General features: G+C 73.6%; 22 protein-coding genes and 1 tRNA gene. 14 read left to right on the top strand and 9 right to left on the bottom strand.

All coding sequences use genetic code 11. The features are described 5' to 3' along the window. Positions 1-80: 80 nt before the first annotated feature. Complete coding sequence (locus OHA84_RS20310; RefSeq protein WP_266948934.1) at positions 81-1067, top strand: 1-phosphofructokinase family hexose kinase; 987 nt, start codon at positions 81-83, stop codon at positions 1065-1067. Positions 1068-1182: 115 nt separating this feature from the next. On the opposite strand, the gene OHA84_RS20305 is transcribed toward OHA84_RS20310, so the two are convergent. Together OHA84_RS20305 and cdgB are read right to left on the bottom strand one after the other, a co-directional pair. Beyond that, positions 1183-2241 carry a CBM35 domain-containing protein gene (locus OHA84_RS20305; protein ID WP_266970387.1) on the bottom strand — a complete coding sequence of 353 codons (1059 nt, stop codon included), beginning with the start codon at positions 2239-2241 and terminating at the stop codon, positions 1183-1185. A 68-nt stretch (positions 2242-2309) separates the two neighbouring features. After that, positions 2310-4019: a diguanylate cyclase CdgB gene (gene cdgB, locus OHA84_RS20300; protein WP_053681140.1), complete on the bottom strand. Its 1710-nt coding sequence runs from the start codon at positions 4017-4019 to the stop codon at positions 2310-2312. A 314-nt stretch (positions 4020-4333) separates the two neighbouring features. Between cdgB and OHA84_RS20295 the strand changes: the two genes are divergently transcribed. Beyond that, the gene (locus tag OHA84_RS20295) at positions 4334-4903 is read left to right on the top strand and encodes a flavin reductase family protein (RefSeq protein WP_266970389.1); all 570 of its coding nucleotides are present in this window, start codon (positions 4334-4336) and stop codon (positions 4901-4903) included. A gap of 74 nt (positions 4904-4977) precedes the next feature. Here the strand turns inward: OHA84_RS20295 and arfB are convergent, their stop codons facing one another. After that, the gene (gene arfB / locus OHA84_RS20290; protein ID WP_053681144.1) at positions 4978-5403 is read right to left on the bottom strand and encodes an alternative ribosome rescue aminoacyl-tRNA hydrolase ArfB; all 426 of its coding nucleotides are present in this window, start codon (positions 5401-5403) and stop codon (positions 4978-4980) included. A 154-nt stretch (positions 5404-5557) separates the two neighbouring features. Here arfB and OHA84_RS20285 point away from each other — a divergent pair, with 154 nt between their 5' ends. Together OHA84_RS20285 and OHA84_RS20280 are read left to right on the top strand one after the other, a co-directional pair. After that, on the top strand, positions 5558-6133 hold the full coding sequence (locus tag OHA84_RS20285) for a TerD family protein (protein WP_053681146.1): 576 nt from the start codon (positions 5558-5560) through the stop codon (positions 6131-6133). A gap of 72 nt (positions 6134-6205) precedes the next feature. Continuing rightward, positions 6206-6736 (top strand): GNAT family N-acetyltransferase, encoded by a 531-nt coding sequence (locus OHA84_RS20280; RefSeq protein ID WP_053681148.1) that lies wholly within the window; start codon positions 6206-6208, stop codon positions 6734-6736. A 111-nt stretch (positions 6737-6847) separates the two neighbouring features. Here the strand turns inward: OHA84_RS20280 and OHA84_RS20275 are convergent, their stop codons facing one another. After that, positions 6848-8260, bottom strand: coding sequence for a M1 family metallopeptidase (locus OHA84_RS20275; protein ID WP_266970393.1), 1413 nt, complete (start codon positions 8258-8260; stop codon positions 6848-6850). Positions 8261-8380: 120 nt separating this feature from the next. Beyond that, positions 8381-8941, bottom strand: a complete 561-nt coding sequence (locus OHA84_RS20270) for a heme-binding protein (RefSeq protein ID WP_053681152.1) — start codon at positions 8939-8941, stop codon at positions 8381-8383. 230 nt (positions 8942-9171) lie between these two features. On the opposite strand from OHA84_RS20270, the gene OHA84_RS20265 reads away from it, so the two are divergent. The 4 genes from OHA84_RS20265 to OHA84_RS20250 all read left to right on the top strand — a co-directional run bounded on the left by OHA84_RS20265 (position 9172) and on the right by OHA84_RS20250 (position 13647). Further along, positions 9172-10509: a sensor histidine kinase gene (locus OHA84_RS20265; RefSeq protein WP_266970395.1), complete on the top strand. Its 1338-nt coding sequence runs from the start codon at positions 9172-9174 to the stop codon at positions 10507-10509. Then, entirely contained in the window at positions 10506-11126 is a 621-nt protein-coding gene (locus OHA84_RS20260) for a response regulator transcription factor (RefSeq protein ID WP_053681157.1), read from the top strand. The genes OHA84_RS20265 and OHA84_RS20260 overlap by 4 nt, the downstream gene beginning before the upstream one ends. 783 nt (positions 11127-11909) lie before the next feature. Beyond that, positions 11910-13082 (top strand): M4 family metallopeptidase, encoded by a 1173-nt coding sequence (locus OHA84_RS20255; protein ID WP_266970398.1) that lies wholly within the window; start codon positions 11910-11912, stop codon positions 13080-13082. 61 nt (positions 13083-13143) lie between these two features. Then, on the top strand, positions 13144-13647 hold the full coding sequence (locus tag OHA84_RS20250) for a hypothetical protein (protein ID WP_053678538.1): 504 nt from the start codon (positions 13144-13146) through the stop codon (positions 13645-13647). 19 nt (positions 13648-13666) lie between these two features. Here OHA84_RS20250 and OHA84_RS20245 read toward each other — a convergent pair whose 3' ends face one another. Then, a complete protein-coding gene (locus OHA84_RS20245) occupies positions 13667-14341 on the bottom strand; it encodes a pentapeptide repeat-containing protein (RefSeq protein WP_266970400.1) in 675 nt (224 codons plus the stop codon). A gap of 225 nt (positions 14342-14566) precedes the next feature. On the opposite strand from OHA84_RS20245, the gene OHA84_RS20240 reads away from it, so the two are divergent. Continuing rightward, positions 14567-15559 (top strand): zinc-binding dehydrogenase, encoded by a 993-nt coding sequence (locus tag OHA84_RS20240; protein WP_266974023.1) that lies wholly within the window; start codon positions 14567-14569, stop codon positions 15557-15559. 87 nt (positions 15560-15646) lie between these two features. Here the strand turns inward: OHA84_RS20240 and OHA84_RS20235 are convergent, their stop codons facing one another. Then, the gene (locus OHA84_RS20235; RefSeq protein ID WP_266970402.1) at positions 15647-16543 is read right to left on the bottom strand and encodes an aminoglycoside phosphotransferase family protein; all 897 of its coding nucleotides are present in this window, start codon (positions 16541-16543) and stop codon (positions 15647-15649) included. A 116-nt stretch (positions 16544-16659) separates the two neighbouring features. On the opposite strand from OHA84_RS20235, the gene OHA84_RS20230 reads away from it, so the two are divergent. Next, complete coding sequence (locus OHA84_RS20230) at positions 16660-17382, top strand: methyltransferase domain-containing protein (protein WP_266970403.1); 723 nt, start codon at positions 16660-16662, stop codon at positions 17380-17382. A 134-nt stretch (positions 17383-17516) separates the two neighbouring features. Further along, positions 17517-18905 (top strand): FAD-binding oxidoreductase, encoded by a 1389-nt coding sequence (locus tag OHA84_RS20225; RefSeq protein ID WP_266970405.1) that lies wholly within the window; start codon positions 17517-17519, stop codon positions 18903-18905. Positions 18906-18964: 59 nt separating this feature from the next. On the opposite strand, the gene OHA84_RS20220 is transcribed toward OHA84_RS20225, so the two are convergent. Beyond that, positions 18965-19039: transfer RNA gene (locus tag OHA84_RS20220), tRNA-Thr, on the bottom strand. 256 nt (positions 19040-19295) lie between these two features. Here OHA84_RS20220 and OHA84_RS20215 point away from each other — a divergent pair. From OHA84_RS20215 to OHA84_RS20205, 3 genes are all read left to right on the top strand, one after another. Beyond that, positions 19296-20384, top strand: coding sequence for an ABC transporter ATP-binding protein (locus tag OHA84_RS20215; protein ID WP_053680852.1), 1089 nt, complete (start codon positions 19296-19298; stop codon positions 20382-20384). Between the two features lie 293 nt (positions 20385-20677). Then, positions 20678-21091, top strand: a complete 414-nt coding sequence (locus OHA84_RS20210; RefSeq protein WP_053680849.1) for a hypothetical protein — start codon at positions 20678-20680, stop codon at positions 21089-21091. 52 nt (positions 21092-21143) lie between these two features. Further along, on the top strand, positions 21144-21914 hold the full coding sequence (locus OHA84_RS20205; protein ID WP_078999202.1) for a nucleotidyltransferase family protein: 771 nt from the start codon (positions 21144-21146) through the stop codon (positions 21912-21914). Between the two features lie 160 nt (positions 21915-22074). Here OHA84_RS20205 and OHA84_RS20200 read toward each other — a convergent pair whose 3' ends face one another. Beyond that, positions 22075-23652 carry a DoxX family protein gene (locus OHA84_RS20200; protein WP_266970408.1) on the bottom strand — a complete coding sequence of 526 codons (1578 nt, stop codon included), beginning with the start codon at positions 23650-23652 and terminating at the stop codon, positions 22075-22077. Positions 23653-23776: the final 124 nt, after the last annotated feature.

Genomic DNA, 23776 nt, shown 5'->3' with positions numbered 1-23776 from the left:
CGGGGCGGTCGGCCGGCGGGACTGGGCGGGCCGCCTTCCGTTTGGCATGATCCCGGCATCCACCGAGACCGGGGCCTGCCATGATCCTCACCGTGACGCTCAACACCGCACTCGACGTCACCTACCGGGTGCCGCGACTGCACCCGCACACCTCGCACCGGGTCACCGGCGCCTGCGAACGCCCCGGCGGCAAGGGCCTCAACGTGGCCCGCGTCCTCGCGGCCCTCGGCCACGAGGTCACCGCCACCGGCTTCGCGGGCGGGCCGGTGGGCACGGTCCTGCGCGACCTGCTCGCGGACTCGCCCGGCGTGGTGGACGCCCTGGTCCCCTGCGCCGGCGACACCCGCCGCACCCTGGCCGTCGTCGACGAAGCCTCGGGCGACACCACGCAGTTCAACGAACCGGGCCCGCACATCACCCCCGCCGAGTGGACCGGGTTCCTGTCCCGCTACGGCGAACTCCTCGCCGGCGCCCGGGCGGTCGCCCTGTGCGGCAGCCTGCCGCCCGGCGTACCGGTCGGCTCCTACGCGCTGCTCATACGGACGGCCCGCGCCGCCGGGGTCCCCGTCCTGCTCGACACCGGCGGCGAGGCCCTGCGCCGGGGCGTCGCCGCCCGCCCCGAGATGATCAAACCGAACGCGGCCGAACTCGCCGAACTCACCGGCTCCCGCGACCCGCTGCCCGCCACCCGCGACGCCCGCCGGCGCGGCGCCCACGCCGTGGTCACCTCGCTCGGACCTGGCGGCCTCCTCGCCGACACCGCCGACGGCACCTGGCGCGCGACCCCGCCCCGCGTGCTCAGCGGCAACCCCACCGGGGCCGGCGACTCCGTGGTCGCCGGCCTGCTGTCGGGCCTGGCGGAGGGACTGGACTGGCCGGAGCGGCTGACCCGCGCCGTCGCCCTCTCGGCGGCCACCGTCCACGCACCGGCGGCGGGCGAGTTCGACGCGCGCACCTACGAGGAGTTCCGCGACACCGTCGCCGTCACGGGCGCCGCCCCGACCGGCCCGCCGGACACCCACCGGGGCGCGCGCCCCCACAACCGCCGCGTCGGACGCCGGACCTGAGGATCCGACGCGGGGCCGGAAGACGAACGGGCGGGGCGCGCCACTCGCGTGGTGCGCCCCGCCCGTTTCGTTCGGCCCGTGCGTTCGGCCCTTCCGTCGCGGGTACCGCGCCCGGTCAGCGCCTGATGTGTCCCCGGCCCAGGTTGAGCTGGTCGAAGATCGTCTCGCACTTGTCCCCGGCCTCACACGAGATCTTCATCGTGTTCGTGCCCTTCTTCAGGTTTATCCAGGCGAAGGTGGTCGTCCACCCCTTGTCCCAGGCGCCCTCGGACGCCTTGGCGAAGTTCGCCAGGTTCAGGCTCTGGTTGGGGCTCTGCCCGTTGATCGTCAGGGTCGCCTTCGCGTCCTTGCCCGGCACCCCGTAGTTCACGAAGAGCGTGTACTTGCCGTCCTCGGGCAGGTCGACCGTCCACGTCAGCGCGGCGCCCTGGTGGTTGAACTCACCCACGTACTGGCCGCCGGTGCTCTTCGACCCGGGCACGGCGCTCTGCAACTTCGCCCCGCCCGACAGGAACATGCCGGCGCCCGCCGCGTCGCCCTTCGGCAGCGGCGCCTGCGAGGCCTCCGGGGAGCCGCTCGGTTCGGGCTTCGTCGACTCCTTCGGGGAAGCCGGCTGCTGGGACTGACCGGCCGCCTGGCCCTTGTCGTCCTTGCCCTTCTTGTTGCCTTCGTTGCCGAAGACGAGCGCCGCGCTGATGCCGATCACGACCGCGCCGACCACCGCGACCGCCGCGATCAGCAGCCCGCGACGGCTGGAGCCGCCGCCACCGCCACCGCCACCGTGCCCGCCGTGCCCGCCCGGAGCCGTGACCACCTGGGTCTGCTGTGCGGACTGGTGCTGCGGCGGAACCCCGTAGCCGCCCGCCTGGAGCGCCTCGGGGGCCTGGTACTGGGCCTCGTAGGACTGCGGGGCCTGCTGGTACGGGACGGCACCGCGCTGGCCGCGGGACGACCGGTCGCCGACCGTACGCACCTGGTTGTACGAGGTCCGGGGGACACCGGGCTGCGCTCCGGCCTGGCCCCCGCCCGTCGGGCCGGGGTAGCCGTACCCACCGCCCGACGTGGGCGGGGTGGCTCCGGCGGCCTGGCCGTCCGCGTAGAGGTAGCCGAACGGATCGTCGTCCTCGGGCTTGTTCGCCCCACTGTTCGGGCCGTTGTTCGCGGGCGTCGTCATCGCAGGTCACTCCTTTCGACCCACGGGAGCCTACCCCGAACACGTGCACCCACGGGCGGCCGATCGGCTCAGCCGGCCCTGCGGTGCGCCTTGGAACGGGACCTCTTCTCGATGTACATCCGCTGGTCGGCGGAGCGGAGCACCTCGTCCGCGGACATCCCACAGCCGGCCCAGCCGATGCCGAAACTCGCTCCGACGCGGACCGCCCGGCCGTCCACCCTGATCGGCGGAATGATCGCGTTGCGCAGCCGGACGGCCAGGTCGGCGGCGTCGGCCGCCCCCAGCCCGTCCGCGAGGACGACGAACTCGTCACCACCCAGCCGAGCGACGGTGTCACCGTCCCTGACGCACGTCGTCAGCCGCCGGGCGACCTCGATCAGGACCGCGTCACCCGTGTGGTGCCCGAACCGGTCGTTGATCGACTTGAATCCGTCCAGGTCACAGAAGAGGACGGCCAGGCCCTTCGTTCCGTCGTCGATCTCCGGGTCGGGCGCCACCGCGTGCACGTGGTGGTCGTACGGCCCCGCCTCGCCGGCGGCCGTCGCCCCGCCCACCGCGGCGCCCGGGAACTCGAACGGGTCGGGCGCCGCGAATCCGTGCGGGACGTCGGGTTGAAAGCCGTGCTCGACGGCACCACCCCCCTCGGGCCGCCCCTCGAAGGCCGCGTCCAGCGCCTCCACGGCCGTGGCGCGCACGGACTGGGGCCTGCGACAGAGCCGCGCCCCCAGGCGGGAGCGCAGCTCGGCACTGTTCGGCAGGCCGGTCAGCGAATCGTGGCTGGCCCGGTGCGCGAGCTGTAGCTCGTGGCGCTTTCGCTCCTCGATGTCCTCGACGTGCGTGAGCAGGAAGCGGGGCCCGTCGGCCGCGTCGGCCACCACGGAGTTGCGCAGCGACACCCACACGTACGTACCGTCGCGCCGGCCCAGCCTCAGCTCGGCCCGCCCGCCCTCGGCGGAGGTCCGCAGCAGGGTGCCGATGTCCTCGGGGTGCACGAGGTCGGAGAAGGAGTACCGGCGCAGCACGGAAGCCGGCCGGCCCAGCAGCCGGCACAGCGCGTCGTTGGTGCGCAGCAGCCGACCGTGCTGGTCGCCGCCCATCTCGGCGATGGCCATTCCGCTGGGCGCGTACTCGAAGGCCTGGCGGAACGACTCCTCGCTGGCGCGGAGCGCCTGCTGCTCCCTTTCGAGCCGGACGAGGGCCCTTTGCATGTTCGCGCGAAGGCGTGCGTTGCTGATCGCAATCGCCGCCTGGAAGGCGTACATCTGGAGCGCCTCGCGCCCCCACGCGCCCGGGCGACGCCCGTTGCGCGGTCTGTCCACCGAAATGACACCCAGAAGTTCCCCGCCGGACGCATACATGGGGGCATAGAGCCGGTCCTCGGGGTGCCACTCGTCCTCGAAGCGCGGATCGGGGCCGTCGGTGTGCCACTGGGGGACGTCGTCCTCCATCAGGACCCAGCCCTCGGTGTGCGGGATGAAGCGGAGCCCGTCCCAGTTCTCACCCATCGTCAGCCGGCGGTCCCAGGCGGGGCGGGATCCGACGCGACCCGTGATCAGCGCCTCGGCGGCGGGGTCGCCGGCGAAGGCGGCAACGACGAGATCCCCGTCAGGGCGTACGAGGTTGACACAGGCGAGTTCGTAGCCGAGGCCCACGACGATGCCGTCCACGACGGTCTGCAGGGTGTCCGCGAGGCTCCGGGCCGTATTGAGTTCGGCCACCACCCGATGCAGCTGCCGCAGGGTCGCAAGACGGACGTACGGCTCCGACTCGGTCTCCATTGCTCGCTCTCCCCGAGACCTCGACAGCAACTCCAGGTTTGTCATCGGCGTTTCGTTGCGGTGTCCCGTCCACTGAATCACAGTGAGCTGTGCGGCAGGTACACAGGGTCAACAAATCTTGCCCTCTGTGACTCAAGTCACATGAGATGAATAACGGGGTCTTCCCGACACCCTTCAGGCCGTACGTCCGCTGGGAGCGCTCCCCCACATTTCCGAGGGCAAACGAGGGGTGATGGCCTAGGCCAAGGGGCCGGGACGCGGCTCGGACTTGCGCCCGATGTGTGCGGCGAGACGGTGAGACTAGCGTTCCAGGCGTGCCGAACACGACTCCCGTACCTCCCGCCCCGTTCCCGACCCCGCATCCTGAGGGGGTGAGCAACGACGAGTTCCGCGCCGCCATGTCCCGGCTCACGGCGGGCGTGTGCCTGATCACCGCACACGAACCCGCCCTGACGACGGACGGCCCGCGCGGCGAGGACGTCGGCATGACGGCGACCGCCTTCATGTCCGTCTCCCTGGATCCCCCGATGGTCCTGGTGAGCCTGCGCGAGGGCTCCCGCATGGACGACCTGATGGCCGAGCAGCCGCTCTGGGGGGCCTCGATCCTGGCCGACGGCCAGCTCCAGGTGGCGGGCAGGTTCGCGATGAAGGGCCGGATCAGCGACCGCCTGCTCTTCGAGGGCCTGCCCCAGGTCCGCGGCGCCGTCTCCGGCGCCCTGCTGCTCACCGGCGCCCTGGCCACCCTGGAATGCCGTACCGAGTCACGCGTCGAGGCCGGCGACCACACCCTGGTCCTCGCCCGCGTCCTCACGACCACCCTGCCGAACCCGGACGCGCCGCCGCTGGCCCACTTCCGCGGCCGCTACCGCCACCTGGCGGGCTGAGGCGGGAATCCGGGGGCGGGGCGCGGGGATTCGGGGTCCCGGGCGCGGGATGCGGGGCGGAGCCCCGACGGTCGCTACCAGTCCCGCGCGGTCCGCCCGCGCTTCGTCTCGCCCCGGGCCTTCTTCTCCCGCAGCCGCCGCTCGTTGATGCCCCGGGGGATCTTCGTGGCCCGCCGGGCCTTCGGCGGCGGCGCCGTCGCCTCCGCCAGCAGCGCGGCCAGGCGCACGAGCGCCATCTCGCGGTTCCGGAACTGCGAGCGGTGCTCGGACGCCCGCACCGTCACCACCCCGTCCACCAGCCGCGAGGCGAGCCGCTCCAGCGCGCGTTCCTTCCACACGTCCGGCAGCGCCTTGGTCGCCGCCACGTCGAACAGCAGCTCGACCCGCGAGTCCGAGGTGTTGACGTGCTGACCCCCCGGCCCGGAGGAACGCGAGAACCGCCAGCCGAGCTCCCCCTCGGGCAACACGACCGAACCACGAATGACATAGGGACCAGGCATGTCCCCAATGATCCCGCCCCCGCCCGGCCCCGTCACCCATTTTTCGCCGGGAAGGGGGCCCTGGAACCTACGGACCCCCTCCCCGCGTTATGAAGGGCAGCGGTAACTTGGCCACATCTCGCGGTCATGTGACGACGAAGGGACACCAGTCAAAATGGCAGTAAGCCTGTCCAAGGGCGGCAACGTCTCGCTCACCAAGGAGGCCCCGGGCCTCAGTGCCGTCACGGTCGGCCTCGGCTGGGACGTCCGTACGACGACCGGTGTCGACTTCGACCTGGACGCCTCCGCCATCGCCGTCAACCCGACGGGCAAGGTCGTCTCCGACGGTCACTTCGTTTTCTTCAACAACAAGTCCACCCCGGACCAGACCATCGTCCACACCGGTGACAACCGCACCGGTGAGGGTTCGGGCGACGACGAGGCCATCAACGTCAACCTCGCCGGCCTGCCGGCCGATGTCGACAAGATCGTCTTCCCCGTCTCCATCTACGACGCCGAGGCCCGCAGCCAGAACTTCGGCCAGGTCCGCAACGCGTACATCCGCGTCGTGAACCAGGCCGGCGGCGCCGAGATCGCCCGCTACGACCTCTCCGAGGACGCGGCGACCGAGACCGCCATGGTCTTCGGTGAGCTCTACCGCAGCGGCGCCGAGTGGAAGTTCCGCGCGGTCGGCCAGGGGTACGCCTCCGGCCTGACCGGCATCGCCCAGGACTTCGGCGTCAACGTCTGATCTCCGCGGCCCCGCCGCCGGCGAAGCCCCCTCCCCCCCGTCCGGGGAGGGGGCTTCGCTACCGTTCGCCCGGTGATCCTGCACCCGCTCGTTCCCGTCGACGGCGCCCTCCCCGGCCCGGTCCTCACCGAGATCGCCACGCTCTACGCGACCAACCGCGCGTTCTTCGAGCTCAGCGGCGACTTCCCCGACCCGGCCCGCATCACGGTGGAACAGGTCGCCGAGGCCCTCGCCGGCGAACTCTCCCACGAGGGCGCCGAGGTACTGATGGCCCGCTCCGCCGGCCGTCTCGTCGGACTGGCCGCCACGCTCGCGCACCGGGACGGGCCCTCCCCGGGCGACCCGGACTCCACCGACCCGGACCCCTGGATCGGTCTCCTCCTCATCGACGCGACCGCGCACCGCGCAGGACACGGCGGCACCCTCGCCGGCCTCGTCGCGGACCGCTTCCGTACCGCGGGGCGCGCGGGTCTGCGCATCGCCGTGCTCGACAACAACCCGGGCGCCCTCGCCTTCTGGCGCGCCCAGGGGTACGTGCCCCTGCGTCAGGCCGCCGACCGGGAACTCGGGCGCCCCTGCACCGTCCTGCGCAAGGCCCTCTGAGCCGCCGCCCCGAACGCGCGGCCCGCCGGTCGGCCCTCGGCCCGCCGGTCAGGCCTCGGGGCGTCGGTCAGGCCTCGGGGCGGGGCGGGGCCGGTGACGGGAGGCGACGGGCTATGCCTCGGGGCGGTCCTCGCCGTACAGCCACACGTCCCAGACCTCCGTGAGGTCGTGCCCCGTCTTCTTCTCCGCGTAGGCGGTGAAGTCGGCCGTGCTCGCGTTGCCGTGCCGGTGCTCCACGGCCCAACCGCGCAGCAGCGCGGCGAACTTCTCGTCCCCGACCTCCTGGCGGATCCGGTGCAGCACCATCGCGCCGCGCGCGTACACGGGCGCCTCGGAGATGTCCTCCGGGCCCGGCGGGTCGGCCGGCGGGAAGGCGCCCCAGTCGGAGCCGGCGTCCGGATCGACCTTCGTGTCGCCGGCGAGGAACGCGTCGAACCGTTTCTCCGCGCTGAGCCCGCCGTGCTCCTCGGCCCACATCCACTCGGCGTAGGTGGCGAAGCCCTCGTTGAGCCACATGTCCTTCCAGGACTTCGGCGACACCGAGTCGCCGAACCACTGGTGCGCGAGCTCGTGCACGATCAGCACCTCGTCGGGAGCGCCCGAGTAGACGGGTTTGGTCTGCGTCTCCAGCGCGTAGGTGAGGGTCCCGTCCGGCACCACGATCGTCCCCACCGTGCCGAAGGGGTACGGCCCGAACTTGCCGCTGCCCCACTCCACGACCTCGGGGATCCGGGCCAGCGCGGCCGCACTGGCCGGCGCCTCGTCCGGGGACACGGCGTTGTAGACGCCGATGCCGGAGGGCGTGCGGCCGGTGGACACCTTGAACTTCCCGATGGCGGCGGTCGCCAGGTAGCTCGCCATCGGCTCCGCGTTGTGCCAGGCGAACTCGGTCTGGCCGTCGCCGACCGCGGTGCGGGAGCGCAGCTCGCCGTTGGACACGGCCTCGTAGCCGTTCGGGACGGTCAGCCTGATGTCGTAGGTCGCCTTGTCGCTCGGGTGGTGGTTGCCGGGGAACCAGCCCATCGAACCGACCGGTTCCCCCACCGCGACGGACCCGTCCGCGGTGGTGATCCAGCCCTCCTCGGAGCCGTCCGGGTCGGTGACGGGCTTCGGCGTACCCGTGTAGTCGATCTCGGTACGGAAGACCTCGCCCTTCTCCAGGTCCTCGGGCGGGCGCACCGTCAGCTCGGTCCCCGACCGGTTGAACCGGGCCGCCGCGCCCTGAACGGTGACGTCCTCGACGCGCAGGCCCGCGAAATCGAGGTTGAAGGAGCTGAGCCCCTGCTTCGCGCGGGCCGTGATCACGGCCGTGCCGTGGAGCTGCTTGTCGGCCGGGTCGTAGGCCAGGTCGAGGTCGTAGTGGTCCACCTGGTAGCCGCCGTTGCCGGCCTTGGGGAAGTACGGATCGCGGACCCCGGACGCACCCGGCCGCCCCTGCACGGTGTCGCCCGTACAGCCCGCGGTGAGGGCGATCAGGGCGGCGAGGGCGGGGGCGGCGAGGCGGGAGAGCGCGCGTTGATCCACGCGTTCGATCCTAAGCGGGCACCCGGCGGGACACGGCGTCGACGACAGGGCCGGGCGGGGTCAGTCGGCGCGGACGACAGGGCCGGGCGGGGCATACGGCGTCGACAGGGCCGGGCGGGGTCAGTTGGCGAGGGAGTCCGCGCCGGCCTTCGCGAACTTCTCGTCCAGGTCGCCGCTCGGGGCGCCGGCCACGCCGATGCCGGCGACCGGGGCGCCCTTGGCCTGGACCGGGGTGCCGCCACCGAGGAAGAGGGTGCCGGGGATGTCCTTCAGGTTCGGGGTCTGGGCGAGCCGGCCGGCCAGCACCGAGGTCGGGGCGTTCCAGGACACGGCCGTGTAGGCCTTGCGCTGCGCCGACTCGTAGGACTGCGGGCCGGCGCCGTCGCCGCGCAGGGTGACCAGGGTGTTGCCGTTGCGGTCCACGACCGCGACCGTCACCTTCTGGCCCTCCTTCTCGGCGGCCTTGAGCGCGGCCTGGGCGGCGCGGGAGGCGGCGTCGACGGTGAGGTGGGTCGAGGTGGTGAAGTTCCTGTCGTCGTCCTTCTTCGAGGAAGCGGCCTGGACGGCGGCGGCCGGGGCGGACTCGCTCTGCGCGGCGCTCGCGCCGGCGGCGCCGAAGGTCCCGGCGCCGAGCGCGACGGCGAGAGCGGTACCGGTGAGAACGCGGGTGCGGGTGTTCATGTCTGCTCCTGGATGCGTCGGACTCGTTTCCTGCTGCTCCAAGCCTCGGCCCGGGAACCCCGTCCGCCCGTCGCCGTACCGGCTCGCGACGGCCGGCGCACCGGATGACCCGGGGGTCGACCGATCGGTCGATGCGCGCCGGGTGCTCGGGCGGATTGGCTGGTCAGAGCGCGCCCGCGATCGGCGCGCGCACCGGCGGCTCCGTTCGAAGGCCTCGCCGACGCGTCAGGATGGACGTACGCACCACCCCACCCCAGGAGCACCCCGTGAGCCACGCACCGCCGCGGAAACCCGACACCCGCGCCCTGGCCACCGTCATGCACACGGCGTTCTTCCTGCTCCTCGGCGCATCCGTGGCCCGCTTCCTGCTCCGGCACCCCGGCGAGCCCCGCACCCCGTGGATCATCGCGCTCAGCATCGTCCTCGCCCTGCTGTACGTCCTGGGCCCCGCCCTCGGCGCCGCACCCACCCTGCGCCGGCTCCTGTGGCTCGGCCTGGTGGTGGCCACCTGGGTGGTCCTCGTCGTCCTCGCGCCGAGCTTCGCGTGGTGTGCCGTACCGCTCTTCTACACGGGACTGCGCACCCTGCCGCCCCGCGCGGCCGTCGTGCTCGTGGCCCTGCTCACCGTGTTCGTGGTGGCCGCCCAGCTGAAGCTGTCCCAGGACTTCGACCCGAACCTGCTGCTCGCCCCGCCCGCGGTCGCCGCGCTCGCCACGGCCGTCTTCGTCCACACCGAACGCCAGGCCGAGGCCCAGCGCGTCCTGATCGACGACCTGATCCGCACCCGCCGGGAACTCGCCGCCACCGAGCGCCGCGAGGGCACCCTCGCGGAACGCCAGCGACTGTCCATGGAGATCCACGACACCCTGGCCCAGCACCTGTCGAGCCAGCAGATGCTGCTCCAGGCCGCCGACCGCACCTGGGACAGCGACCCCGGCACCGCCCGCGCGCACGTCCGTACCGCCACCGACATCGCCGCGCGCGGCCTCGCCGAGGCCCGCCGGCTGGTCCACGACCTGGCCCCGCCGGAACTCGCGGGCGGCGCCGGCCTCGCCGACGCCCTGCGCGCACTCGACGCGGGCCCCGACATCGAGGTCCGCTTCCACCTGGAGGGCACCCCGACCCCCCTCCCGGACCGGGCCGAATCCGCCCTCCTGCGGATCGCCCAAGGCGCGCTGGCCAACGTCCGCGAACACTCCGGCGCCCGAACCGCCGCCCTCACCCTGAGCTTCCTGGGCGACCAGGTGGTCCTGGACATCGCGGACGACGGCCACGGCTTCAGGCAATCCCCGCAGGCCGCCGGCCGGGGCGGATCCGCCCCGGCCGGGGCCCTACCTCGCGCGGCCGGTCCCGGTCTCCCCGGCGGGCCCGTCCCCGGCGGGCCCGTCCCCGGAGGGCCCGTCCCCGGCGGGCCCGTCCCCGGCGGGCCCGTACCCGGCCACCGCGGCCACGGACTCCCGGCCATACGCGCCCGCGTCAGCCAGCTCGGCGGCGACCTCACCGTCGAATCCACCCCGGGCGAGGGCACGGTCCTCTCCGCCTCGATCCCCCTGGAGCCCACCGGATGACCACGATCCTGCTCTGCGACGACCACGTGGTGGTCCGCGCCGGCCTGCTCGCCCTGCTGGGCAGCGAACCCGACATCGAGGTGCTCGGCGAAGCCGGCAGCGGCGAGGAAGCCGTCGCACTGGCCGCCAAACTCCGCCCCGACGTGGTCCTGATGGACCTCCAACTCGGCGAGGGCATCGACGGCGTCGAAGCCACCCGCCGCATCACGGCGCTCACCGACCCGCCGCACGTGCTGGTACTCACCACCTACGACACCGACGCCGACATCACCCGGGCCATCGGGGCGGGCGCCACCGGCTACCTCCTCAAGGCGGAACGCCCCGAGGAACTCTTCGCCGCGATCCACTCCGCGGCGGCCGGCCGCACCACGCTCTCCGCGCCGGTGGCCAGCCGGGTGATGGCCCACATGCGGGGCACCCGGCCCACCCTGACGGACCGTGAACTGGACATCCTGGGCCAACTGGCCCGCGGCCTCGGCAACCGGGACATCGCCCGGGCCCTGTTCATCAGCGAAGCCACGGTCAAGACCCACCTGGGCCGCATCTACGACAAGCTCGGCGTGGACACGCGCGCGGGGGCGGTGTCGGTGGCGAAGGAACAGCGCCTGCTGCCTTGAGGACCGCTCGCGGTCGATTACCACCGGCCCCGGCCGCGGTGCCCGGCTGCGCCGGGTGGTTGGTGGTCCGGCCGGTTGCTGCCGGCCCCGGCTGCGGGGCCCGGCTGCGGGGCCCGGCTGCGGGGCCCGGCTGCGGGGCCCGGCTGCGGGGCCCGGCTGCGGGGCCCGGCTGCGGGGCCCGGCTGCGGGGCCCGGCTGCGGGGCCCGGCTGCGGGGCCCGGCTGCGGGGCCCGGCTGCGGGGCCCGGCTGCGGGGCCCGGCTGCGGGGCCCGGCTGCGGGGCCCGGCTGCGGGGCCCGGCTGCGGGGCCCGGCTGCGGGGCCCGGCTGCGCCGGGTGGTGGTTGCGGCCGGTTGCCGCCGGCCCCGGCTGCGCCGGGCGCCTCAAGCGCCGGCGAGGCTGGGGGGGCGGGTGCCCTTCCGGTACGGGCCGCCCAATCCAGCCCCGCCGGCGTTTGAGGCGCGGGGTACGGGGCGGAGCCCCGTGACGCCCGGCGGAGCCGGGGCCGCTTCGCGCGACGGTGGCGCGGGCCTCTGGCAACCCCGGCCCGGGGCTCGGCGCGGGGCCCGGGCCCCGGGGCTCGGCCCGGAGACCCCCGAACCGCACCCCGCAGGGGACCCGTGGGGTTCCGGACAGGCGGGCGCGCGGTTCGGACAACCCCGCCCCGATTCCCGCCATGCCCCTGCCATGTCACCCCCGCCCGGTGACACGCTCGCTCCGCGCCGCCACCACACCCGGCCCCGGCCCCCGGCCCACCCGGCCCGGCCCCCAAAGGAGCAGCCCGAGTGACCACCTTCACCCGTCTCGCCGTCCTCCTCGGCACCGCCGCCACCCTCACGGCCCTCACCGCGACCGCCACCGCCGCGGGCACCGCACCCGGAACCACCACCGCAGGCACCACCACCACCCCGCAGGGGACCGCCACCACCGCCACCACCGCCACCACCACAGGCACCACAGGCACCGCACCCGGAACCCCCGCCACCCCGCAGGGAACCGGGCGCAGTCAGTACGCCGGCACCGTGCCCCTCTCCACCACCCGCGTCGGGACCACGTACCAGCTCCGCGACCCCTCGCGCGGCGATCAGCGCACGCTCGACGCCCTCAACCAGACCTCCGGCCCCGGGGTCCTCTTCACCGACGCCGACAACGTCTGGGGCAGCGGCACCGCCGCGAACCGGCAGACCGCCGCCGTGGACGTCCAGTACGGCACCGCCGTGACCTGGGACTTCTACCTGGCCGCCTTCGGCCGGGCCGGCGTGCGCGGGGACGGTGTGGGGACCACCTCGCGCGTCCATTACGGCACGAACTTCGGCAACGCCTTCTTCGACGGCAGTTGCGCCTGCGTCAGCTACGGCGACGGTTCCGTTCCCGGCCGCCCGCCCACCAGCCTCGACGTCGTCGGCCACGAGCTCGCCCACGGTCTGACCGCCTCCACCGCCGGCCTCGGGTACTCCGGGGAGCCGGGCGCGCTCAACGAGGGCACCTCCGACATCCTGGCCACCGCCGGGGAGTTCTTCGCCGACAACAAGGTCGACATCGGCGACTACCTCCTCGGCGAGCGCGCCTTCGACGGTCCGCCCCACCGCATGGACCGCCCGAGCGCGGACGGGGTCTCCCGCGACTACTGGTCCCGTGACCTCGGCTCCCTCGATCCGCACGCCGCCTCGGGTCCCGCCCGGCACTTCTACTACCTGCTCGCCGAGGGCAGCGGCCCCAAGGTGATCAACGGCGTCTCCTACGACTCCCCCACCCACGACGGTTCCAAGCTGCTCGGCATCGGCCGCGAGGAGGCCACCCTCATCTGGTACCGGGCTCTCACCCGGTACATGACCTCCACGACGAACTACTCCCGCGCCCGCGCGGCCACCCTCCAGGCCGCGACCGAACTGCACGGCGCGGGCAGTGTGCAGGTCGCCCGGGTCGCCGCCGCGTGGACGGCCGTCAACGTCCGTTGATCAACGGGCCCTCCCGGGGCCCCGGCGCCGGGAGGGGCGCGCCCGTGACACCATCGGGTACGTGCTCGACATCGGTTACTCCCTCTCCCGGCGCTTCCCCGACCCCCCGCAGACCGACTACCGCTCGGCGGACGTCCACACGCTGCGCCACGACCTGTTCTGCGGGGACGTCTACCTCGCCGACACCCACGCGGACCGGGAAGTGTCCACAGCCTGGGGATGGGTTCCGGTACTGGACTTCGCCTGGGCGCTCTGCGACATCGTCGAGCAACTCGACCAGGACCCGCGCGGAAGCCGTTCCGCCAACCGGCAGTACGCCGAACTGGACTTCACCGAGTCCAGCGACCGGATGCTGTTCGAGCGCCGCTTCGGCTGGGTGGACATCGAGGCCGACTGGATGCCGGCCGAGGAGGACCCGCTGACCTTCACGCACCGCCTGTTGCGCCGCGAGGCCCGGGACTTCCTGCACGACGTGATCGCGGACCTCGTCGACATGCACGACGGGCTCGGCGACAACCCGGTCATCTGGACGCTCCAGTCCCGCTTCCCCCGCGTCCCCGCGTAGCCCCCACCCCCGCCCCCGCCTACGGCACCACCCGCAGCCCGAGCTGAGCCGCCAGTGCCGGAGCCAGGTCGAACAGCTGCGACGGGCTGATCACCGCCCCCGACAGCGCGTCCACACCGCGTGCGATGCCCAGCTCGGTCGCTTCCCGCAGGTCCACGTCCGTCATCCGCGCCCCGCTGAAGTCCGCCCCGCGCAGGGTGCACTCCCGGAACTCCACGCACTCCAGCACCGCGCCCCCGAAGTCCGGTTCGACCAGCACGCACCCCTCGAACACCACGTCCTTGAGGCGGGCGCCGCGCAGGTTCAGGTAGTCGATCTTGCCGCCCCGTACGACGACCCGTTCCAGTACGGCGCCGTGCAGTTGGATCCCGCCCAGGCGGGCCTCCACCAGTTCCACGTCCCGCAGCGAGGCCCCCGACAGGTCCGTTCCCACCCCCCTCACCCCCTCCAGTACCGAGTCCAGGAAACGGGCCTTCGTCAGCCCCGTCTCGTCCAGTGCGCACCGCCGCAGCGCGCAGTCCATGAACCGCGCCCCGATCCCCTCCTGCCCGACCAGGTCGAGGTCCGCGAACTCGAGCCCGTCGTAGTCCCCGTCCGGCTCCAGTTCGCCGCCCGGCCACGCCGCGAGCTCCGGCAGCCGCACCTCCGGCCGTCGCGCCGCCTTCACCGTCCGAGCCCGCTCGTTTCGCACCATCGCCCCATCGTGGCCCACCGCACTGACAAAGCCCCGAAGCCCCCCGCGGGCCCTCGAAGACACCCGAAGAACCCCGACGGTCATCGGAGGCCCCGAAGACCCCCGGGGACCCCGGCAACCCCCGGCAACCCTTGACCTCAACCCCGGTCGAGGTCCGAGGCTGAGCCCATGAACACCACCCCCGACACGAACACCCGCCCGGGCGCGACCGCCACCCCCGACACCATGAACGCCGTGCGCCTGCACGCCTTCGGCCCCGCCGAGAACCTCACCTACGAGCGCGTGCCCGTACCCGTGCCCGCCCCCGGGCAGGTCCGGATCGCCGTCGCCGCCGCCGGTGTCCACCTCCTCGACACCGCGCTCCGCCAGGGCGTCCAGGGGCCGGCCCCCGCCCTCCCCGAGCTTCCGACCGTCCCCGGCCGGGAGGTCGCCGGCACCGTCGACGCCCTGGGGCCCGGCACCGATCCCGCCTGGCTCGGGCGCGAGGTCGTCGTCCACCTCGGGTTCGCCCCCGGCGGGTACGCCGAGTACGCGGTCGCCGCCGCCGACCGGCTGCACCCCGTACCACCGGGCCTCGACGCCGCCCGGGCCGTCGCCATGATCGGGACCGGCCGCACCACCCTGGGGATCCTCGGGTTCGCCGACCTCGGACCGGGCTCCGTCGCGGTCGTCACGGCCGCCGCCGGCGGCATCGGCACGCTGCTCGTGCAGTACGCGAAGAACGCGGGCGCCACCGTCGTCGCCCTCGCCGGTGGTTCCGTCAAGGCGGGCCTGGCCCACGCCAACGGCGCCGACCTCGCCCTCGACTACAACGACCCCGGTTGGGCGGAGGCCGTACGCGCCCACCACCCCGGCGGGGTGGACGTCGTCTTCGACTCCGTCGGCGGGGCCGTCGCACGGGCGGCCCTCGACCTGCTCGCGCCCGGCGGTCGCCGGCTCGTCTTCGGCTGGTCGGGCGGCGAGCTCACCCTCACCGACGCCGAGCACGCCGCCCTCACGGCCCGCAGCGTCACCAGCGAGGTCGTCCTCGGCCCGGCGATGATGCGACGCGTCGGCGACCCGGACCCGATTCGCGCCCTGGAGACCCGGGCCCTCGCGGAGGCCGCGGCCGGCCGACTGCGGCCGTCGATCCAGCGCTATCCCCTGTCCCGGGCGGCCGCCGCCCACGACGCCCTCGTGTCGCGCGACACCACGGGCAAGGTCGTCCTCGTCCCCTGAGCCCGGCCGACCGTCACCCCGCCAGGCGACCGTCACCCCGCCCTGCGACCTTCACCCCGCGTCCGTCGTCACCCCGCCCGCCGGCCCTCACCCCACCCGGCGGCCGGCCAACAGCAGTTCGGCGGTCACCAACTGCTCCTCCTGCAAGGGCTCCTCGTCCTCCACGTCCCACAGGCAGTTCTGCAACACCCGCCCCAACGTCCAGGCCCGAGCCCGATCCCGGTCCAGGCCCATCACCTCCGTCATCAGGTCGAGGCGCCACCACACGTCGTCCGCCGCGAAGTGGTCGCCGATCGCCGGCATCAGGTCGAACGCCGGATCGCCGGACAGCGGCTTCGGGTCGATCGCCAACCACGGCTCCCGCCCGCCCGCGAGCACGTTGTCGTAGTGCAGGTCCCAGTGGAGCAGCCGATCCCCCGGCTCCCCCATCACCTCCGCCACCGCCGCCGCGCAGTTCCGCAGCACCCCGCGCCCCCGCTCGTCCACCCGCCCGAGCGCGGCGGGCACGTCCGCCAGCATCGCGCCCGCCACGTCGCCCAGGCCGCGCAGTCCCGCCGGGGCCGGCAGGGCCGTCAACCGCGCCAACAGTTCCGCGATCACCCGTACCGCCTGCCGCACGTCCCGGGCGGCGAGCACCGACAGGTGCCGGTCCGAGTCCAGCCGTTCCAGCAGCATCGTGCCCGTCGACGCGTCGTGGTCCAGCAGCCGTACGCTGCCGTCCCCGCCCCACGCCCGCAGCGCGAGGTGCTCCCCCGCGCTCTCCTCGTCCAACGCCTGCAACTTCAGCGCGGCCGGTGTGCCGTCGGACCGCTCCACCGGAAGCACCAACGCCGTCACCCCGTGCAGCCCCGGGCCCGTCCGCGTCAGCTCCCACCGCTCCAGGAACTCCGCCGCCCGCGCCGGCAACACGGCGATGAACTCCCGCCCCGCGTCGCCGTTGTACCTGATCTGGGCCTCGACCAATCCGGTCGGAATCTCCACCATCCTCCCGACCCTACGTCCGCACACCTGTGCCGCGCCGGACCCCGGATGACCCGCCGCCACCCGGGGTACGCACCCCGTCGACACCGGTATGCCGGAGCACCGAGGGAGAACCACACATGACCGTGTCCGACCGCTACCGCAAGGCCTGGGACGGCTTCTGGGAGCAGAGCAACGGCGAAGCGGGCGAAGCGTTCTGGGACGCGGACGCCTCCCTGACCGCCGAACGGGACATCGCCCTCCTCACCCCCCACGCCGACCCCGCCCTGCCCCTCGCGGACCTCGGCTGCGGGAACGGCACCCAGACCCGCCACCTCGCCACCCGGTTCGCCGTCGTCGTCGGCGTCGACCTGTGCGCGGCGGCCGTCGCGCACGCCCGCCGCGCCGACCCGGCGGGCACCGCCACGTACGAGCAGCTGAACCTGGCCGACGACGCCCAGGCCCACGCCCTCCACGACCGGCTCGGCGACACCCACGTCTACATGCGGGCCGTCCTGCACCAGAGCGACCCCGAGGACCGGCCGGCGGTCGCCGCGTCCGTCGCCACCCTCGTCGGGGACCGCGGCCGGGCGCTGGTCCTGGAACCGACCGGCGAGGCGAAGGCCGTCCTCCAGGACCACGCCGAACGGACCGGCGGGCCCTCCCCGAAACTGCGCCGCGTCAAGGAACACGACCTGCGGCCCGGCGAGGTCGCCGAGGGCGAGATCGCCGGGCTGCTGCGCGACGCCGGCCTGCACGTCCTCGACGAGGGCGCGACGGCCCTGGCGATGAGCGAGACCGGCGCCGACGGCACCCCCGTGATGCTCCCCGCCCGCTGGTTCGTGGCCGGCCGCCGCCCCTGACCCGCCCCCGGCCGACGGCGCGCCTACGTCCTCCCGCGCACCCGCCGCATCAGCCAGAAGGCCGCGGATCCCGCCCGGGGACCCGGCACCGCGTCCCTGGACACCCCTTCGCGACGAGGTGTAGCAACTCCCCCATGACGATCAACGGCGGAATCTCCTTCTGGCACGCGACGGACGCCGGCGCCCCCCGGCCGCCCCGCACCCCCCTCACCGGCGACGCCACGGCCGACGTCGTCATCGTCGGCGGCGGCTACACCGGCCTGTGGACCGCCTACCACCTCAAGACCTCCGCACCCGACCTCCGCGTCACCGTCCTGGAGCAGAAGACCTGCGGCTACGGGGCCTCCGGCCGCAACGGCGGCTGGCTCTACAACGGTGTCGCCGGCCGCGACCGCTACGCCGAACTCCACGGCCACGACGCCGCGCGCCGCCTCCAGCGGGCCATGAACGACACCGTCACCGAGGTCATCCGCACCGCCGCCAAGGAGGGCATCGACGCCGACATCCACCACGGCGGCGTCCTCGAAGTCGCCCGCACCCCCGCCCAACTGGCCCGCCTCAAGGCCTTCCACGCCGCCGAGCTCGCCTTCGGCGAGAGCGACCGCGAGCTGTACGACGCCACCGACACCCGGGCCCGCGTCGACATCGCCGACGCCGTGGGCTCCAGTTGGTCCCCGCACGGCGCCCGCGTCCACCCCCTGAAGCTCGTCCTGGGCCTGGCCGCCGCCTGCGAACGGCTGGGCGTCGTCATCCACGAGTCCACCCCCGTCACCGACATCGCCCCCGGCCGGGCCGTCACCGCCCACGGCACCGTCCGGGCCCCGTACGTACTGCGCTGCACGGAGGGCTTCACGGCCGCCCTCAAGGGCCAGAAGCGGTCCTGGCTCCCGATGAACTCCTCGATGATCGCGACGGCCCCGCTGGCGCCCGAGGTCTGGGACTCCCTCGCCTGGTCCGGCCGGGAGGTGCTGGGCGACATGGCCCACGCCTACATGTACGCCCAGCGCACCGCCGACGACCGCATCGCGATCGGCGGCCGCGGCGCCCCGTACCGCTTCGCCTCGCGCGCGGCCGGCGCCGAGAACACGGGCAGCACCGACCCCGCCACCGTCACCGCCCTCACCACGCTCCTGACCTCCTTCTTCCCGCGGCTGGCCGGTACGGAGATCACCCACGCGTGGTCCGGTGTACTCGGCGTCCCCCGCGACTGGTGCGCCGGCGTGACCCTGGACCGCCTCACGGGTCTCGGCTGGGCCGGCGGCTACGTCGGCTCCGGCGTGGCCACCTCCCACCTCGCCGCCCGCACCCTGCGCGACCTCGTCCTGGGCGACTCCACGGAGCTGACCACCCTCCCCTGGGTCGACCACCGCGTCCGCCGCTGGGAGCCGGAGCCCTTCCGCTGGCTCGGCGTCCACGCCCTGTACGCCGCCTACCGCCAGGCGGACCGCCGCGAGAGCGCCACCGGCACCCCGAACACCACCGCCCTGGCCCGCCTCGCGAACCGCGTGTCGGGCCGCCACTGACCCCCGCCGGCACACGCCGAAGGCCCCGGACCACAAGGATCCGGGGCCTTCACGCGCGGAGCCCCCTATCGGATTCGAACCGATGACCTACGCATTACAAGTGCGTTGCTCTGGCCGGACTGAGCTAAGGAGGCGCAACCGTCATCACTTTACACAGCGGGCCATTCGCGGGGCCATCACGTTCACGGACGCACCGGACAGTCCGCCGCGCACCCCACCCCGCCCGGCGCGGGGTCGCCTCGTCCCGCCCGACGGCATCCAAGTCGCCGTCCTCCGGGTGCTGACAGAACGGGCGTGGCCGGGGTAGCGTCGGGCGGAGTCCGATTACTGGACTAGACCTTCCACTCGGATCGTCCGGCACGTTCCTGCCGGTAGAAGGGATTCATCACCATGGCTTCTGTCACTTTCGACAAGGCGACCCGGCTGTACCCCGGCGGCGACAAGCCCGCCGTGGACCAGCTCCAGCTGGAGATCGAGGACGGCGAGTTCCTCGTCCTCGTCGGCCCCTCCGGCTGCGGCAAGTCCACCTCGCTGCGCATGCTCGCCGGCCTGGAGGACGTCAACGGCGGTTCCATCCGCATCGGTGACCGCGACGTCACGCACCTGCCGCCCAAGGACCGGGACATCGCGATGGTGTTCCAGAACTACGCGCTCTACCCGCACATGTCCGTCGCCGACAACATGGGCTTCGCGCTCAAGATCGCCGGCGAGGACAAGGCGACCATCCGCCGCAAGGTGGAGGACGCGGCGAAGATGCTGGACCTCACCCAGTACCTCGACCGCAAGCCGAAGGCCCTCTCCGGCGGCCAGCGCCAGCGCGTCGCGATGGGTCGGGCGATCGTCCGCAAGCCGCAGGTCTTCCTGATGGACGAGCCGCTGTCGAACCTGGACGCCAAGCTCCGCGTGTCCACCCGTACGCAGATCGCCGCCCTCCAGCGCGACCTGGGCATCACCACCGTCTACGTCACCCACGACCAGGTCGAGGCCATGACGATGGGCGACCGCGTCGCGGTCCTCAAGGACGGCCTGCTCCAGCAGGTGGACACCCCCCGCAACATGTACGACCGCCCCGTGAACCTCTTCGTCGCCGGCTTCATCGGCTCGCCCGCCATGAACCTGGTCGAGGTCCCGATCACCGACGGCGGCGTGAAGTTCGGCGACAGCGTCGTCCCGGTGTCGCGCGAGGCGCTGTCCGCCGCCGCCGACGCGGGCGACCGCACCGTCACGGTGGGCGTCCGCCCCGAGCACTTCGACATCGGCGACACGGGCGGCCTGACCATCACCGTGAACGTGGTCGAGGAGCTCGGCGCCGACGGCTACGTCTACGGCTCGACCTCCGAGGCCGAGGGCAAGCAGGACATCGTGGTCCGCGTGAACGGCCGCCAGGTCCCGGAGAAGGGCTCGACCCTGCACGTGGTGCCGCGCGGCGGCGAGATCCACGTGTTCTCGACGTCCTCGGGCGCCCGCCTCTCCGACTGACGTCCACACGGCGGCAGATGAGCCGTGAACGGGTGACACACGAAGGGGCGCTCCGCCAAGGGGCGCCCCTTCGGCACGAGTTGTACGCGGACAGCCGGTGGGTACCGCGAGAGCGGCGGCCGAACCCGAGCCGGCCCCGGCCGCCACTACCCCGCCAACCCCCGCGGGAACCCCGGCAGACCGGGCCATTCAGCCCTACTCGTCAACCCTCTATTCGAAAAACCACGTCGAACCATCCCCCGACCGAGTGACTGGATGTCGCCAAATCCTCACCGAGCGCTACTCTCGCCCTCGTGACCCACTCTGCCCGCCGTATCGGCCGTTCCCTCGCCCTGGTCCTGCCCGTCGTCCTGGTCCTGTCCGGCACCCTCGCGGTCACCATGGTCCCCTGGTCGGACACGTCCTCGTCCCAGGTCCTGACCGCGTCCGCCGAGGGTGTGTCCGTCCCCGCGAAGCCGCGCGCCGCACAGGACGTGCTGCGCGACAAGCTGCTCACCGAGCTGCAGGACGGCGCACAGCCCGGGGCGGTCCTGACGCACCTCCAGCAGGAGGTGGACCGGCGTCCGTCCCTCGCCGCGCACTGCGTGGGCATCGCGCGGGCACTCGGCCGTGCCGCGGTGGACGCGTACGGGCCCACGAAGGCGCAGTCGTTCGCCCGGCCCGTGTGCGACACCTCGTACGCGACCGGCGTCGCCTCCATGGGCTGACGCACGCCGCGTCGCCCTCCGCCGGAGTCGGGGTCTCCCTACTCTGACCGCCATGACCGACGCTCCCTCCGCAGCACCCCAATCCACCCATGACGCGGCCGCGTTCCCGGCCCGCCCGACCCAGGCAGTGATCCTGGCGGGTGGCCAGGGTTCGCGGCTGCGCCCGTATACGGACGACCGGCCGAAGCCGATGGTCGAGATCCCGGGCACGGGGATCCCGATCATCGGGCACCAACTCGCCTGGCTCGCCTCCGAAGGGGTCACCGACGCGGTGGTGTCCTGCGGGCATCTCGCGGAGGTCCTCCAGGACTGGCTGGCCCGGGCGCGCCTGCCGCTGCGGGTGACCACGGTGGTCGAGGAGGAGCCGTTGGGGCGTGGCGGCGGCCTGAAGTACGCCGCGCGCCGGCTCCCGTACCCCGACCAGCCCTGGTACGCGACCAACGGCGACATCTGGACCCGGTTCTCGCTGCGGGAGATGGCGGCCTTCCACACGGAGCGCGGTGCGACCGCGACGCTCGCGCTGGCCCGCCCGCGGATCCCGTGGGGGGTCGTGGAGACGAACGAGTTCGGGCAGGTGCTGGACTTCATCGAGGCTCCGCCGTCGCCCTATCCGGTCAACGCCGGCGTGTACGTCTTCGGCCCCGAGTTCGCCGAACTCCTGCCCGAGTTGGGCGATCACGAGCGGACCACCTTCCCCCGGCTGGCCCGGGAACGCCGCCTGGCGGGCTTCCCGCTGCCCCAGGGCGCCTACTGGCGGGCCATCGACACCGCCAAGGACCTCACCGAGGCCGCCAGGGAGTTGGCCGCGCAGAGCGGCGCCTGAGCGCTTCCCCGGGCCGATCCATCCTTCCCCGGGCCGATCCCTCCCCGAACCTCCCGATCATTCACCTCACCGACCCGGCCGCGAAAGCACGGCGGCACGCGAGAGGGCCCGGCGCGCTCCTCGCGCGCCGGGCCCTCCCCCGTACCGTCGTTCCGTCCGGTCAGCCGCCGATCAGGCCGCCCACCAGGCCGGGCTTCCTGGCCGGGGTGCCGCCACTGCCGCCACCGCTGCCGTTGCCGCCCGTCGCGCTGCCCGCGCTGCCGTTCCCGGAGGACGAGGACGGCGCCTTCTGCGGGCTGGACTGGCGCGGGGCGCTGCTGCGCGGGCTGCTCTGGCTGCCGGCGCCGCGGGTCGCGGAGGGCGACTGCGCTCCGGCACCGGCGGTCTCGCGGGCCGGGGAACCGGTGCTGCCGCGGCTCGGCTTGCCGGTCGGGGCCGAGGCTCCGGCCGACGGCGTGGCCTTCTTCGCGGGCTGCTTCGGGGCGGACTGTCGGGGCGACGGCTGCTGCTTGGTCGGGGTCTGCGGCAGCGGGGTCCCCGGCAGGTAGTTGCTGGGGGCGCGGCCCGGTCCGGGGACGGTGACCACGGCGGTGGAGCGGACGGCGCCGCCGAGCAGCGAGCCGATGAGCAGGGTGAGTCCACAGACGACGGTGGCCATGACGGCTCCGCGCCGCAGGACCCGCCGGCGCAGCCGCCAGACCTCGCTGCGCGGGCCGAGGGTGCGCCAGGCCTCGCCGGCGAGGCGTCCGTCGAGGGAGTAGACGGGGGCGCCGGCGATGATCAGCGGGCTCCAGGCGGCCAGGTAGATGATGTCGGGCGCGTCGTAGGCGGGAACGGTCTTCCAGCTGACCGTCATCAGCAGGGCGGCCGACAGCAGCGCCCCGAAGCTGGCGGCGAACCGCTGCCACAGGCCGAAGACCGTGAGCACGCCGACGATGACCTGGAGGAATGCCACGCTGAGGCCGGCGCCGACCGGGTGCGCGAGCGCGAAGTCGCGCAGCGGCTCGGCGAGTGCCCACGGCTGGAGGGTGTGCAGCCAGGTCACCATGGAGCCGCGTTCGCCGCCGTCGAAGTAGACGGGGTCGCACAGCTTGCCCATGCCGGCGTAGATGGAGATGAAACCGAGGAAGACGCGCAGCGGGAGCAGCACGACGCCCAGGTTCATCCGGCGGCCGGGGTAGTACTGGGCCTGGGCGCGGGAGTCGGCGGCGGCCCGACGGGAGTCCATCCCGCCTCCGCCCGGTCCGTCGCCGTCGCGCGGGCCGTACGACAGGTCCCGTACGGCGGCCAACGGACGCGTCTCGTCCGGGTCCCCGTAGGTGCGCTGGCCGATGACGGTCGGCGTGCCGAGGGTGTCGTCGGCGAGGTCCTGCGCGAGGTCGACGCGCGGGATGGTCTGGGTGGCGCCGCCGTCGTACTCGTCGGAGCCGCGCCCGGCCTCCCGTACGGCCTGGAGGAGTCCCCCCATGGCCGCGGAGTCGCCGGGGGCGGCCTTGCCGCTCCAGACGACGGGGGCCCGGCGGCGGGTGGCCCCGGCGACGGCGGCCGCGGCCGCGACGCCGAGGACGGGTGCGCGGCCGGGGGCGCTCGCGGGCTTGGAACGCGCGCTCGGGCTCGGTGCGAGCCGCACGCGGAAGCTGGCGTGGTTGACGATGACCTGTGCGGGATCGCACGGCACCTTGACCATGCTCAGCGCGGGCTGGTCGTCGAACCCTGACGTTCTGGTGTCCACACTCATCTAACCGAGTGATCAGTGCTTAGGACACTGCCTTGACATCAGGGATCTGTCCGAGACCCGTCAAGATCCCATCGGATGTGGCGAGATGGAACCAATGTTCGGCGGCGTGACCCCATCTGGTGGG

Source organism: Streptomyces sp. NBC_00513 (assembly GCF_041431415.1).
Taxonomy (GTDB): Bacteria; Actinomycetota; Actinomycetes; order Streptomycetales; family Streptomycetaceae; genus Streptomyces.
The sequence above is the reverse complement of the archived record's forward strand: the minus strand, read 5'-3'. Positions and strand labels throughout refer to the sequence as shown.